General features: G+C 71.0%; 14 protein-coding genes. 6 read left to right on the top strand and 8 right to left on the bottom strand.

The annotated features are described in order from the left end of the window. A partial coding sequence (locus tag ACQKIP_RS27505; RefSeq protein WP_427744383.1) for an alpha/beta hydrolase occupies nt 1–461 on the top strand: 461 nt, incomplete at its 5' end. 77 nt (nt 462–538) lie between these two features. Here the strand turns inward: ACQKIP_RS27505 and ACQKIP_RS27500 are convergent. Together ACQKIP_RS27500 and ACQKIP_RS27495 are read right to left on the bottom strand one after the other, a co-directional pair. Beyond that, complete coding sequence (locus tag ACQKIP_RS27500; RefSeq protein WP_365861003.1) at nt 539–1036, bottom strand: YbaK/EbsC family protein; 498 nt, start codon at nt 1034–1036, stop codon at nt 539–541. 74 nt (nt 1037–1110) lie between these two features. Beyond that, the gene (locus tag ACQKIP_RS27495) at nt 1111–1839 is read right to left on the bottom strand and encodes a lysophospholipid acyltransferase family protein (RefSeq protein WP_427744381.1); all 729 of its coding nucleotides are present in this window, start codon (nt 1837–1839) and stop codon (nt 1111–1113) included. Between the two features lie 323 nt (nt 1840–2162). Here ACQKIP_RS27495 and ACQKIP_RS27490 point away from each other — a divergent pair, with 323 nt between their 5' ends. Further along, on the top strand, nt 2163–2591 hold the full coding sequence (locus ACQKIP_RS27490) for an SSI family serine proteinase inhibitor (RefSeq protein ID WP_365861005.1): 429 nt from the start codon (nt 2163–2165) through the stop codon (nt 2589–2591). Between the two features lie 52 nt (nt 2592–2643). Here ACQKIP_RS27490 and ACQKIP_RS27485 read toward each other — a convergent pair whose 3' ends face one another. The 5 genes from ACQKIP_RS27485 to ACQKIP_RS27465 form a co-directional block, all read right to left on the bottom strand. Next, on the bottom strand, nt 2644–2805 hold the full coding sequence (locus tag ACQKIP_RS27485) for a hypothetical protein (RefSeq protein WP_190078913.1): 162 nt from the start codon (nt 2803–2805) through the stop codon (nt 2644–2646). Between the two features lie 96 nt (nt 2806–2901). Continuing rightward, nucleotides 2902–3852, bottom strand: coding sequence for a cytochrome c oxidase assembly protein (locus tag ACQKIP_RS27480; RefSeq protein WP_365861007.1), 951 nt, complete (start codon nt 3850–3852; stop codon nt 2902–2904). Between the two features lie 128 nt (nt 3853–3980). Next, on the bottom strand, nt 3981–5006 hold the full coding sequence (locus tag ACQKIP_RS27475; protein ID WP_361388259.1) for a 6-phosphofructokinase: 1026 nt from the start codon (nt 5004–5006) through the stop codon (nt 3981–3983). A 142-nt stretch (nt 5007–5148) separates the two neighbouring features. After that, the gene (locus ACQKIP_RS27470; RefSeq protein WP_249585951.1) at nt 5149–5877 is read right to left on the bottom strand and encodes a type 1 glutamine amidotransferase; all 729 of its coding nucleotides are present in this window, start codon (nt 5875–5877) and stop codon (nt 5149–5151) included. A 40-nt stretch (nt 5878–5917) separates the two neighbouring features. Continuing rightward, on the bottom strand, nt 5918–7156 hold the full coding sequence (locus tag ACQKIP_RS27465; RefSeq protein ID WP_344519320.1) for a MurT ligase domain-containing protein: 1239 nt from the start codon (nt 7154–7156) through the stop codon (nt 5918–5920). A gap of 142 nt (nt 7157–7298) precedes the next feature. Between ACQKIP_RS27465 and def the strand changes: the two genes are divergently transcribed. Continuing rightward, nucleotides 7299–7838, top strand: a complete 540-nt coding sequence (gene def, locus ACQKIP_RS27460) for a peptide deformylase (protein ID WP_365861009.1) — start codon at nt 7299–7301, stop codon at nt 7836–7838. Nucleotides 7839–7857: 19 nt separating this feature from the next. Here def and ACQKIP_RS27455 read toward each other — a convergent pair whose 3' ends face one another. Then, nucleotides 7858–8505 (bottom strand): TetR family transcriptional regulator, encoded by a 648-nt coding sequence (locus tag ACQKIP_RS27455; protein ID WP_365861011.1) that lies wholly within the window; start codon nt 8503–8505, stop codon nt 7858–7860. Between the two features lie 167 nt (nt 8506–8672). On the opposite strand from ACQKIP_RS27455, the gene ACQKIP_RS27450 reads away from it, so the two are divergent. The 3 genes from ACQKIP_RS27450 to ACQKIP_RS27440 form a co-directional block, all read left to right on the top strand. After that, nucleotides 8673–9899 carry an acyl-CoA dehydrogenase family protein gene (locus ACQKIP_RS27450; RefSeq protein ID WP_365861013.1) on the top strand — a complete coding sequence of 409 codons (1227 nt, stop codon included), beginning with the start codon at nt 8673–8675 and terminating at the stop codon, nt 9897–9899. A 151-nt stretch (nt 9900–10050) separates the two neighbouring features. Beyond that, on the top strand, nt 10051–10515 hold the full coding sequence (locus ACQKIP_RS27445) for a MarR family winged helix-turn-helix transcriptional regulator (RefSeq protein WP_365861015.1): 465 nt from the start codon (nt 10051–10053) through the stop codon (nt 10513–10515). Continuing rightward, on the top strand, nt 10512–11335 hold an 824-nt coding region (locus ACQKIP_RS27440), incomplete at its 3' end, for an MFS transporter (protein ID WP_427744375.1). The genes ACQKIP_RS27445 and ACQKIP_RS27440, both read left to right, overlap by 4 nt.

The following is an 11335-nucleotide window of genomic DNA, read 5'->3' as shown; positions in this document are numbered from 1 at the left end:
CCGCGGGCAACATCGCCTCGGAGAACGGCAACGCCGTCTACACGGCCGTCGAGTGCGCGGACGCCAAGTGGCCCACCAGCTGGAAGAAGTGGGACCGGGACAACTCCCGCATCCACCGCGACAACCCGTTCATGACGTGGGCCAACGCCTGGATGAACCTGCCCTGCGCCACCTGGAAGAGCAAGCAGCACGAGCCCGTCGAGGTCAAGACGGGCAAGGGCCTGCCGCCCGTCCTCATCGCGCAGTCGACCCGCGACGCCGCCACGCCGTACGAGGGCGCCGTCGAGCTGCACAAGCGGTTCAAGGGCTCGCGACTGATCACGGAGAAGGACGCCGGCTCGCACGGCATCACGAACCTGGTCAACCCGTGCCTCAACGACCGTGTCGACACCTACCTGCTGACCGGCAAGGTGGACAGCAAGGACGTGACCTGCACCCCGCACGCCACGCCCAAGCCGTAACAACCAGCCGTTAGGCACACAACGGGGCGCCGGAGAGATCCGGCGCCCCGTTCTGCTGCCTTCTACGCTGCTGCCTTCTACGCTGCCGCCTCCTGCGCGATCCCGGCCGTACGCGGCTGAGCGATCGCCACGTAGTCCGCGGTCCGCAGGGCCAGCGAGCGGTCCAGGCGTGCCGCGTTGAAGAAGAGCTCCTCGTGGGCGAGCAGCGCCGGGTCCACGACCAGTTCCAGCTCGGGGTCGAAGGAGAACGGCAGGATCGTGCCGCTCGCGCTGCCCGCGAGCCGCTCGGCCGCCTCCTGCGTGGCGAAGCCGGCGTACGTCCCGCCGAGCAGCTGCTTGAGCGCGTTCAGATCGACGCGCCGGTCACCGGGCACCACCGCGAGCGCGTACCGCTTCGTCTTCTTGCCGGTCTTCACCATCACCACGATGCACTTGGCGGCCTGCTGGAGGGTGTTGCCCCGCAGCGTGCTGACCGCCTCCGTGGCGCCCTCGGCCTCGTGCTCGATGACGCGGAACGCCGCGCCCCGCTCCTCAAGCAGCCCGATCAGCTTCGTGTACAGGCCGTGCTCGCTCATCCGTGTCTCCCCTGGTGCCCGGCAGCGCGTCAGGTCCGCGCCGGCCGCTCCTGGTCAGACCGTACGTCAGGACATCAACTCAACGGCATCCGGGGGAATTTGCGCCGGCTCGCCGCGGCGGCCCGCTCGGCCTCCTCCGCCTTCACGACCGCGGCGTACTTGTCGACGTACTCCTGTCCCGAGAGCCCGAGGATGGCGTACATGATCTCGTCGGTGACCGCGCGCAGGACCGCCTTCTCGTTTTCCATGCCCGCGTAGCGCGAGAAGTCCAGCGGGGCGCCGAAGCGGATGGAGACCTTCTGGAAGTTCGGCATCTTCTGGCCCGGCGGCTGCGCCTCGAACGTGCCGATCATCGCGCACGGGATCACCGGTGCCTGCGCCTTGAGGGCCATCGCGGCGACGCCGACCTTCCCCTTGTAGAGGCGTCCGTCGTGCGAGCGGGTGCCCTCCGGGTAGATCCCGAGCAGTTCCCCCTTGCGCAGCACGCCCAGGCCCTCGCGGATCGCGGCCTGGCCCGCCTCCTTGCCGGAGCGGTCCACCGGGATCTGTCCCGCGCTGCGGAAGAACGTGGCCGTGAGGCGGCCCCTGAGGCCGGGCCCCGTGAAGTACTCGGCCTTCGCGAGGAAGGTGATCCGCCGCTTGATGATGGCGGGCATCAGGAAGTGGTCCGAGAACGACAGGTGGTTGCCCGCCACGATCGCCGCACCGGTCTCCGGTATGTGCTCCAGTCCCTCGATGCGCGGCCGGAACATGAGCCGCAGCAGCGGCCCCAGGACGACGTACTTGAGCAGGTAGTAGTACACCCGTTGCTCCTTGACGTAGGTGGACCGGCCTGGGTGCTGCGTCGTCGCAGGTCACGGGTCCTCGCGCGCAGCGGTCAGTTTAGGTGCGAGACCTCCACGGGAGAAGGGAGCGAAGCCGGGCGGCCCGGGCTCCGGTCGATACTCGGCGGGATCGGCCCCGAGCGAAGCCCCGCATCGCGGTGCCCCGCCCGTCCGCGCCCCTCCCCGGCCCCGTACGGGTGACTGCCCGGCGTGTCGGCCGGGCGGGCAACGGCCGTGCGGGGTGGCCTGGACGCTCCGAGACGCAGCACGTCACCGCTCCGTCACCGTTCCAGGAGGTCCCCATGAGTGCCCGTCCCACGTCCCGCCTGCGCCCGGTCGCGGCCACCGCCGCCGCGCTGCTCTCCCTCGCCGCGGCCGCAACCGCAGCCGTGCCCGCCCACGCTGCCGACGAGGCGGCTCCGGCGCGGGCCACCGGCGTCTTCCTCACCGTTACCGGGGACGACAACGCCTGGGTCCGCGGTGTGCTGCTCGATTGCAGGACCGAGCGGCCCGGCCACCATCCGCACGCGGCCGAGGCCTGTGCGGCCATCGACGCGGCGAAGGGCGACTTCGACAAGCTGCCCGCGAAGAAGGGGATCTGCACCAAGCAGTACGCCCCGGTCACCGTGAGCGCCACGGGCACCCACCGGGGCAAGCCGGTCAGCTGGCAGAAGACCTACGGCAACGCCTGCGAGATGGGCTACTCGACGGGCGCCGTCTTCCGCTTCTGACCGGCGCCGTCCCGCGCCGTCCGCGCTTTTCCTCGCTGCCGCGCGGCACCCCTCAGGGGGTGCTGCGCGAGAGCACCATCGCCAGCGTGAGCATGCCGATGACGACCCAGCCGAACCACAGCCAGCCGTTGCTCCCGAGCGCGACCGTGTACGCGGTCACCGCGACCAGACCTCCGATGGTGAATACACCCATCGTCTTCGTAGAATCAGGCATCGCCCTGCCTCCTCCCGGCAGCCCCGGCGCCTCGACGCCAGAACCGCGGCCTGAGACCATCCTCGCCCGCGAAGACCCATTGCCGCCAGAGGGCTGCTAGCGCCCGCGCGCGGCCAGTGAGGCGAGATAGGCGTTGTACGCCTCGAGCTCCTTGTCGCCGTCGCGGTCCGCGGCCCGGTCTGTACGCCGTGCCTGGCGCTGATCGGAGCGGTACCACTGGAAGAGCAGCGCGAGCAGCACGAGCACCGAGGGCACCTCGCTGAACGCCCAGGCGATGCCGCCGGCGGCGGTCTGGTCGGCGAGTGCGTCGATGCCCAGTGAGGCGGGCGGGTTCTTGTAGGTGCCCACCATCGGCTCGGAGGCCATCATCAGCGCGATGCCGAAGAACGCGTGGAAGGGCATGCCCGCGAACAGCTCCAGCATCCGCATGATGTAGCCGGGCCGGTGCGGTCCCGGGTCGACGCCCATGATCGGCCAGAAGAAGACCAGGCCGACCGCGAGGAAGTGCACCATCATCCCGATGTGGCCCGCCTTGGAGCCCATCAGGGTGTCGAAGAGCGGGGTGAAGTACAGCGCGTACAGGCTCGCGATGAACAGCGGGATGGTGAACGCGGGGTGCGTGATGATCTTGACGTAGCGGCTGTGCAGGATCCACAGCAGGACCTCGCGCGGGCCCTTGCGGCCGCGGCCCGCGACGGGCAGCGCGCGCAGGGCGAGGGTGATCGGGGCGCCCATCAGGAGCAGGATCGGCGAGAGCATGCTGATGACCATGTGCTGCACCATGTGCACGCTGAACATGACCATGCCGTAGTCGTTCAGCTGGGTGCACATCACGAGCAGGATGGTCAGGACGCCCGCCACGAAGGAGACCGTGCGGCCGATGGGCCACTTGTCGCCGCGCCGCACGAGCCGGACCACGCCCCAGCCGTAGAGGGCCAAGGCCACCAGGGAGCCGATGAGGAAGAAGGGGTCGGCCGAGAGTTCGAGCCCGCGCCCCAGCGTGAACGGCGGCAGATCCATGTTCATGCCGTGCCCGCTGTGATCCATCCACTGGCTCCTGATTCGTGCGGTTGTGCGCTGTGTGTCCGCACCAGACTAGAACGGCCCCCGGACGCCGACGCGTCCGGGGGCCGTTCCTTGAGCCGTAAATCAGGCCCCTGAATCAGAGCCTGTCTCTAGAGGACGCACTCCGCCTCGGCGTAGCGCTCGTCCGGCACCGTCTTGAGGGTCTCGACGGCCTCGGCGAGCGGGACCATCGTGATGTCCGTGCCGTGCAGCGCGGTCATCTTGCCGAACTCGCCGCGGTGCACGGCCTCCACGGCGTGCCAGCCGAAGCGGGTGGCGAGGACGCGGTCGTACGCGGTGGGGGTGCCGCCGCGCTGGACGTGCCCGAGGATCACCGGACGCGCCTCCTTGCCCAGGCGCTGCTCCAGTTCGATGGAGAGCTGGCGGGCGATGCCGGCGAACCGCTCGTGGCCGTACATGTCCTTGATGCCCTCGTCGAACTTCATCGAGCCCTCGCGCGGTTTGGCACCCTCGGCGGCCACGACGATCGCGAACTTCTTCCCGGCGGAGAAGCGTTCGCCGACCTTCGCCGCGAGTTCCTCGATGTCGAAGGGCCGCTCCGGCACGACGATCGCGTGCGCGCCTGCGGCCATGCCCGAGTGCAGTGCGATCCAGCCGGTGTGCCGGCCCATGACCTCGACGATCAGGACCCGCTGGTGGGACTCGGCGGTCGTCTTGAGGCGGTCCAGGGCCTCGGTCGCCACGCCGACCGCGGTGTCGAAGCCGAACGTCACGTCGGTGACCGCGATGTCGTTGTCGATGGTCTTGGGTACGCCGACGATCGGCAGACCGGCGTCCGACAGGAGGCGGGCGGCCTTGAGGGTGCCTTCGCCGCCGATCGGGATGACGGCGTCCAGGCCGAGGTCGGCGAGGTGGCCCTTGGCCCGCTCGACGCCGTCGCGCAGATGCGCGGGCTGGACGCGGGATGAGCCGAGAATCGTTCCGCCGCGGGCCAGGATGCCGCCCACCGCGTCCAGGTCGAGCTTGCGGTAGTCGCATTCGAGCAGGCCGCGCCAGCCGTCGTGGAAGCCGATGACCTCGTCGCCGTGGTCGACGACGGCACGGTGCACGACCGAACGGATGACGGCGTTCAGACCGGGGCAGTCGCCGCCGGAGGTGAGGACACCAATGCGCATAGCCCGGAATACCTTTGCAACGTGGGCCGAAGTCCGGACCACGTCGTCCGGCTGAACCCCGCCACCCTATAGGCGTCAGGGGGCGGGGCCGTACCGGGCGTCCGACTGCTGGACTGCGCCGCTCACCTGTGCGGCAAGGGCATCAGGCGGGCTGCTGCGCCGCGTTCATGCGCTCGGCGCGCAGCGCCTCGTACCAGCGGTCGTCGGTGGGCGGCAGCGCGTTCACGTCGAGGGCCAGCTTCAGGAGCAGGTCCGCGATCAGCGGGTTGCGGGCCAGGACGGGACCGTGCATGTAGGTGCCGAAGACGGTGCCGTTGTACGCGCCCTCGGTGCCGTCGCCCGTGCCGTTGCCCCGGCCGAGGCTGACGCGGGCGAAGGGCCGCGCGGAGGGGCCGATGTGCGTGATGCCCTGGTGGTTCTCGAAGCCGGTCAGCGGAGGCAGGCCCAGCTGCGGGTCGATGTCGCCCAGGACGTCGCCGACGCAGCGGTCGCCCTCGCCGCGGGTGGAGATCACGTCGAGCAGGCCGAGGCCCGGCTCGCGCTGGCCGAGGTCGTTGATGAACTCCTGGCCCAGAATCTGGTAGCCCGCGCACACCGAGAAGACGATCGCGCCGTTGCCCACGGCCCGCTGGAGGCCGCCGTCGCGGCGCAGGCGCTCGGCGGCCAGGCGCTGCGGACGGTCCTCGCCGCCGCCGATCAGGTAGATGTCGCCGGAGGTGGGCACCGGCTGGTCGCTGCGCACGTCGTAGCGCTCGACCTGGAGGCCGCGCTGGTGGGCGCGGCGCTCCACGACCAGGGCGTTGCCCTGGTCTCCGTACGTGCTGAGCAGGTCGGGGTAGACCCACACCAGCCGCAGGCTGTTGTCGCTCATGCTCATTCGTCCCTACGAGGGTCTAGAGGGTCCGGTGGGGTCAGTTGCCGACGCGGCGGCGCAGGTCCTGGAACGCGGTGTAGTTCGCGATCGTCTCGATGCGTCCGGGCGGCGCGAGCTGCACGGCCTCGTCGAGGGACTCGCAGACCCGGAAGTCCAGGCCCGCGACCTCAAGACGCACGGCGAGGTCCAGCTTGCGGTCGCCGAGCACGAAGATCGGGTGACCGGCCAGGCGGGTGTAGTCGACGTCCCACAGCCAAGAGGTGTCGGTGCCGTCGGCGCCGCGGGCGTTCACGGACAGGACCACCGGGGTGGGCGGCGGGTCGATCAGCGAAAACGTTTCGAGCCAGCCCGCGGGGTTCTTCGCCAGCAGCAGACGCAGGTCGCGGCCCTGGAACTGCACCACGTCATAGCGTCCCGCGACGGCCTGCACCTGGTACATCCGCTCCAGGGCGACCTGCGGCGGCACGCCGAAGACGGCGGCGACGGCCGCCGACGTGGTGGCGTTCGCCTTGTTGGCGCGGCCCGGCAGCTGGAGATGGATCGGCCAGGCCGAGCCGTGCGGGTCGAGGACGTGGTCGCCGGAGAGCACCCAGCTGGGCGCGGGGCGGCGGAAGCCGCACTCGCCGCAGAACCAGTCGTCGCCGGGGCGCTGCATGACGCCGCCGCAGGAGGGGCACGACCAGGCGTCGTCCTTCCACTCCTGGCCCGCGGCCACCCATACGACGTTCGGCGACGAGGACGCGGCCCAGACGACCAGCGGGTCGTCCGCGTTCGCGATCACGACGGCCTTGGAGCCGGCCAGGCCCTCGCGCCAGTTCTCCGCCATCATGCGGGTCTCGGCGGCGCGGTCGAGCTGGTCGCGCGAGAGGTTCAGGAGCGCGATCGCCTTCGGCTCCACGTCGCGGGCGACACCCGCGAGGTACTTCTCGTCGACCTCGATCACGCCGAACCTGGCGTCCGAACCGCCCGCGAGGGCCGAGGTGATGCCGGCCGGCATGTTCGCGCCCAGGGCGTTGGACACCACGGGCCCGCTGGCGCGCAGCGCCTCGGCGAGCAGCCGGGTCGTGGTCGTCTTGCCGTTCGTGGCGGAGACGAGCACCACGTCCAGGTGCGTGGCCAGACGCCCGAGCAGGTCGGGGTCGAGTTTGAGTGAGACGCGGCCGCCGATCACCGATCCGCTGCCGCGGCCCGCCGCGCGCGACACCGCCGCGGCCGCCTTGCCCGCCGTCACGGCCAGCTTGGCCCGCGGCGACAGCGGGTCCGTGTTGCCTGCCATCAGTTCTGGATCCTCCTTGCGTACGGCGCCGCGCCTGCCCCCGGCAACGCGATGAACCTCAGCCTATCGAGATCCACTCGCAAGCCCGAACCGCGGCACCACCCCGACCCCGGGGCTTTCCAAGGACCGTACCCTTGCGGCCATGCGACACGGCTCGATCCCGGGCGCCTCGGGGCGCGTACGACCTCTGACACTGCTCGGTGACCCCGTGCTGCACAAGCCCTGTGAGGAGGTCACCGAATTCGGTTCCGAACTGGCCGGGCTCATCGAGGACATGTACGCCACGATGTACGCCGCCGAGGGCGTGGGTCTGGCCGCCAACCAGATCGGCGTGAACCAGCGGGTCTTCGTGTACGACTGCCCGGACGACGACGATGTGCGTCATCTCGGGTACGTGGTGAACCCGCGCCTCGTGGAGGCGGACGGCGTCAGTGTGCGCGGCCCGGAGGGCTGCCTCTCGCTGCCCGGCCTGGAAGCCGTCACGCCGCGCTTCGACCACGCCGTGGTGGAGGGCGTCGACATGCTGGGGGAGCCGGTGCGGGTGCACGGAACCGGGTGGTTCGCGCGCTGCCTGCAGCACGAGTGCGACCACCTGGCGGGCGGCGTCTACACCGATCGCGTCACGGGCTGGCGGCGGCGCAGGGTGCTGCGGGCCGCCGCCAGGGCGCCCTGGAGTACCTGACTCCGGGGGTTGCCGGTGGTCAGAAGCCGGGGCCGCCGACGCGGTCGCCCGCGGCGGCCAGGCGTCCCCACAGCAGATCGGCCAGGCTGCTGACCAACTCCGCGCGCGGGCAGGGCCGTTCGCCGAGCCACCAGTCACCGGCGGCATGCATCATGCCGACGATGCCGTGGCCCCACACGCGCGCGAGCTGGGCGCTGCCGGGGCCGAGGTCGACGCGCTCCTCGATGACCTGCGCGAGCTCCTCGCCCATGCGGCGCAGGACCGGGGCGGAGTGCAGGCCCACGTCGAAGCCCTGCTCGCCGGGGGTGGCGCTGTCCGAGGGGTGCATGAGGAAGCGGTAGACCTGCGGGCGTGCCTCGATCGCCGCGAGGTAGGTGTCCAGGGTCTGCTCGACCCGCTCCCTGCGCTCGGCCGGGGCGTCCAGGGCGGCGCGCAGGGAGTCCAGGAGCGCGTCGGTGTGCCGCTTGGCGAGGGCGGCGTACAGGCCGCCCTTGTCGCCGAAGTGGCGGTAGAGGATCGGCTTGGTGATGCCGGCCTCGGCGGCGATGGCGTTCATCGAGGCGCCGGGGCCGTCGCGCAGGACCACGCGGTCGGCGGCCTCCAGTAGCTCGCGCCGCCGGCGCTCGGCAGACCGTTGCTGATCGGTCTGCTGTGTGGTGGTCTCCATAGCGATTCTCTCCCCGCCCAGGCGATTGCGTGACGCACGCGCAACGTAACACCCCGCGCTCGCCGCCCATCGAACGGGCGGCCGGGAGTTGACATCGGCTACCCGCCAGTAACAGACTCCAGTTACCGCAAGTAACGTATGTCTGCATCGCAGGTCCTGGAGGGGTCATGGCCGAGTTCACCATGGAGCTCAACGACGAACAGAAGGAGGTCCGGGACTGGCTCCACGGGTTCGCCGCTGACGTGATCCGCCCCGCGGCCGCCGAATGGGACGAGCGCGAGGAGACTCCCTGGCCGATCATCCAGGAGGCGTCGAAGCTGGGGATCTACTCCCTCGACTTCTATGCCCAGCAGTTCTTCGACCCCACGGGCCTGGGCATCGTGATGGCGACCGAGGAGCTCTTCTGGGGTGACGCGGGCATCGCCCTGTCCATCATGGGCACGGGCCTGGCCGCCGTCGGCGTGCTTGCCAACGGCACCGAGGAGCAGATCGGCACCTGGATCCCGCAGATGTACGGCGACGTGAACGACGTCAAGGTCGCCGCCTTCTGTTCCTCCGAGCCTGACGCCGGCTCCGACGTGGCGGCGATGCGCACCCGCGCCGTCTACGACGAGGCCAAGGACGAGTGGGTGCTCAACGGCACCAAGACCTGGGCGACCAACGGCGGCATAGCCAACGTCCACGTCGTCGTCGCGGTCGTCGACCCGGAACTCGGCTCCAAGGGCCACGCCTCCTTCATCGTCCCGCCGAACACCCCCGGTCTCTCCCAGGGCCAGAAGTTCAAGAAGCACGGCATCCGCGCCTCGCACACCGCCGAGGTCGTCCTGGAGGACGTGCGCGTCCCCGGCCACTGCCTGCTCGGCGGCAAGGAGAAGCTCGACGAGCGCCTCGCGCGTGCGCGTGAGCGCGCGAAGAAGGGCGGCGAGCGCGTGAAGAACGCCGCGATGGCCACCTTCGAGGCGTCCCGCCCGGCGGTCGGCGCCATGGCCGTGGGCACGGCGCGCGCCGCGTACGAGGAGGCGCTGGAGTACGCCAAGACGCGTACGCAGTTCGGTCGCCCGATCATCGACAACCAGGGCATCGCCTTCCAGCTCGCCGACATGCGTACGCAGATCGACGCAGCGCGTCTGCTCGTCTGGCGTGCCTCGTGGATGGCGAGCACGGGCAAGAAGTTCGAGTCCGCCGAGGGCTCCATGTCCAAGCTCTACGCGAGCGAGGTCGCCAAGAAGGTCACCGCCCAGGCGCTCCAGATCTTCGGCGGCAACGGCTTCACGCGCGAGTACCCGGTGGAGCGCATGCACCGGGACGCCGCGATCTACACGATCTTCGAGGGTACGAGCGAGATCCAGCGTCTGGTGATCGCCCGCACGCTGTCGGGGATGCCGATCCGCTAGTACGCGGGGCACTGCCCGCCCCGCACTCCGCCCCCGTCGCCGTGAGCGACGGGGGCGGTTTCTGTGCACGGGGTCTGCCGGCCGCCGCCGCTCCGGGGGGATCGGCAGGAAGACTTGCAAGGTTACCTGTCAATCTCGTACGGTGGCGCACATGAGCGCACCCTCCGACGACCCGGCTGCCGGGCAGGACGACGCGGCCCCCGAGCAGATCGCCGCCGATCTGTCGGACGTCGTCCGGCGGCTCGTGCGGCGCCTGCGCGGCGTGACACCGGCGACCGGACTCAGTCCCACCCAGCGTTCCGTGCTCGCACGCCTCGACCGGGCAGGCCCCGCCACCACCGCGGGCCTGGCCCGCGAGGAGCTCGTCAGGCCCCAGTCGATGCGGCTGACCGTGGGCGCCCTGGAGGAGATGGGGCTCGTCGAGCGGGCCCCCGACCCCGACGACGGGCGGCAGTCCGTCGTCTCCGTGACCGATGAGGGGCACCGCACCCTCGCCGAGATGCGGGCCGCCAAGCACGACTGGCTCTCGACGGCCCTGGCCGACGGGCTCGACCCGGCGGAGCGCCGCCAACTGGCCGACGCCATCGTGCTGTTGGAGCGGCTGGTGCAGAAGTGAGGACGAAGCCGCACGCCCCGGCCCGCCCGGCGGCGGGCGAGCGTCCCGCCTTCGGGGCACGGCTCACCGCGCCCCTCCTCCTCGGCTCGCTGCTCAACCCGCTCAACACCACGATGATCTCCACCGCGCTGGTGGCGATCGGCCACGAGTTCGGTGTCGGCGCCGCCGACACCGCCTGGCTCGTGTCTGTCCTCTACCTCGCCAGCGCCGTCTCCCAGCCGGTGCTCGGCAAACTCGCCGACGGCATCGGGCCGCGCCGGGTCTTCCTCGGCGGGCTCGTGGTCGTGGCGGCCTCCGGCCTGGTGGGCGCCCTCGCCCCCGGATTCCTGTGGCTGCTCCTCTCGCGGCTGCTGCTCGGCATCGGCACCTCGGCGGCCTACCCCGCCGCCATGGCCGTCCTGCGCGACGAGTCACGCAGGCTCGGCTCGCCCACGCCGCGCACCGTCCTTGGCCGGCTCTCCTTCGCCGGGCTCGGCAGCGCGGCCATCGGCCCCACTCTCGGCGGGCTGCTCGTCGCCACCGCGGGCTGGCGCGGCATCTTCGCGGTCAACATCCCCGTCGCACTCATCGCCTTCGGCTGCGCGCTGCGCTGGATACCGGCGGACGGACCACGCGCCGGACGCGAGAAGGGCCGTGCCGCGAGCACACTCGACCCGCTCGGGATACTGCTCTTCAGCTCCGCGCTGACCTGCCTCGTCGTCTTCCTGCTCGACCTGGCGCACCCCCAGTGGTGGCTGCTCGCCCCCGTGGCGGTGCTCTCCGCCGTGCTCACCTGGTGGCAGCTGCGCCACCCGAAGCCCTTCATCGACCTGCGCATGCT

Origin of the sequence: Streptomyces sp. NPDC059900 (genome assembly GCF_050270335.1) — a bacterium.
Classification (GTDB): domain Bacteria; phylum Actinomycetota; class Actinomycetes; order Streptomycetales; family Streptomycetaceae; genus Streptomyces.
The sequence above is the reverse complement of the archived record's forward strand: the minus strand, read 5'-3'. Positions and strand labels throughout refer to the sequence as shown.

Coding starts and splice junctions, on each gene's coding strand:
- ACQKIP_RS27445 (WP_365861015.1), top strand. CDS start 10,051: ATGAGCGCACCCTCCGACGACCCGGCTGCCGGGCAGGACGACGCGGCC.
- def (WP_365861009.1), top strand. CDS start 7,299: ATGCGACACGGCTCGATCCCGGGCGCCTCGGGGCGCGTACGACCTCTG.
- ACQKIP_RS27470 (WP_249585951.1), bottom strand. CDS start 5,877: ATGAGCGACAACAGCCTGCGGCTGGTGTGGGTCTACCCCGACCTGCTC.
- ACQKIP_RS27450 (WP_365861013.1), top strand. CDS start 8,673: ATGGCCGAGTTCACCATGGAGCTCAACGACGAACAGAAGGAGGTCCGG.
- ACQKIP_RS27490 (WP_365861005.1), top strand. CDS start 2,163: ATGAGTGCCCGTCCCACGTCCCGCCTGCGCCCGGTCGCGGCCACCGCC.
- ACQKIP_RS27480 (WP_365861007.1), bottom strand. CDS start 3,852: ATGGATCACAGCGGGCACGGCATGAACATGGATCTGCCGCCGTTCACG.
- ACQKIP_RS27475 (WP_361388259.1), bottom strand. CDS start 5,006: ATGCGCATTGGTGTCCTCACCTCCGGCGGCGACTGCCCCGGTCTGAAC.
- ACQKIP_RS27500 (WP_365861003.1), bottom strand. CDS start 1,036: ATGAGCGAGCACGGCCTGTACACGAAGCTGATCGGGCTGCTTGAGGAG.
- ACQKIP_RS27485 (WP_190078913.1), bottom strand. CDS start 2,805: ATGCCTGATTCTACGAAGACGATGGGTGTATTCACCATCGGAGGTCTG.
- ACQKIP_RS27465 (WP_344519320.1), bottom strand. CDS start 7,156: ATGGCAGGCAACACGGACCCGCTGTCGCCGCGGGCCAAGCTGGCCGTG.
- ACQKIP_RS27455 (WP_365861011.1), bottom strand. CDS start 8,505: ATGGAGACCACCACACAGCAGACCGATCAGCAACGGTCTGCCGAGCGC.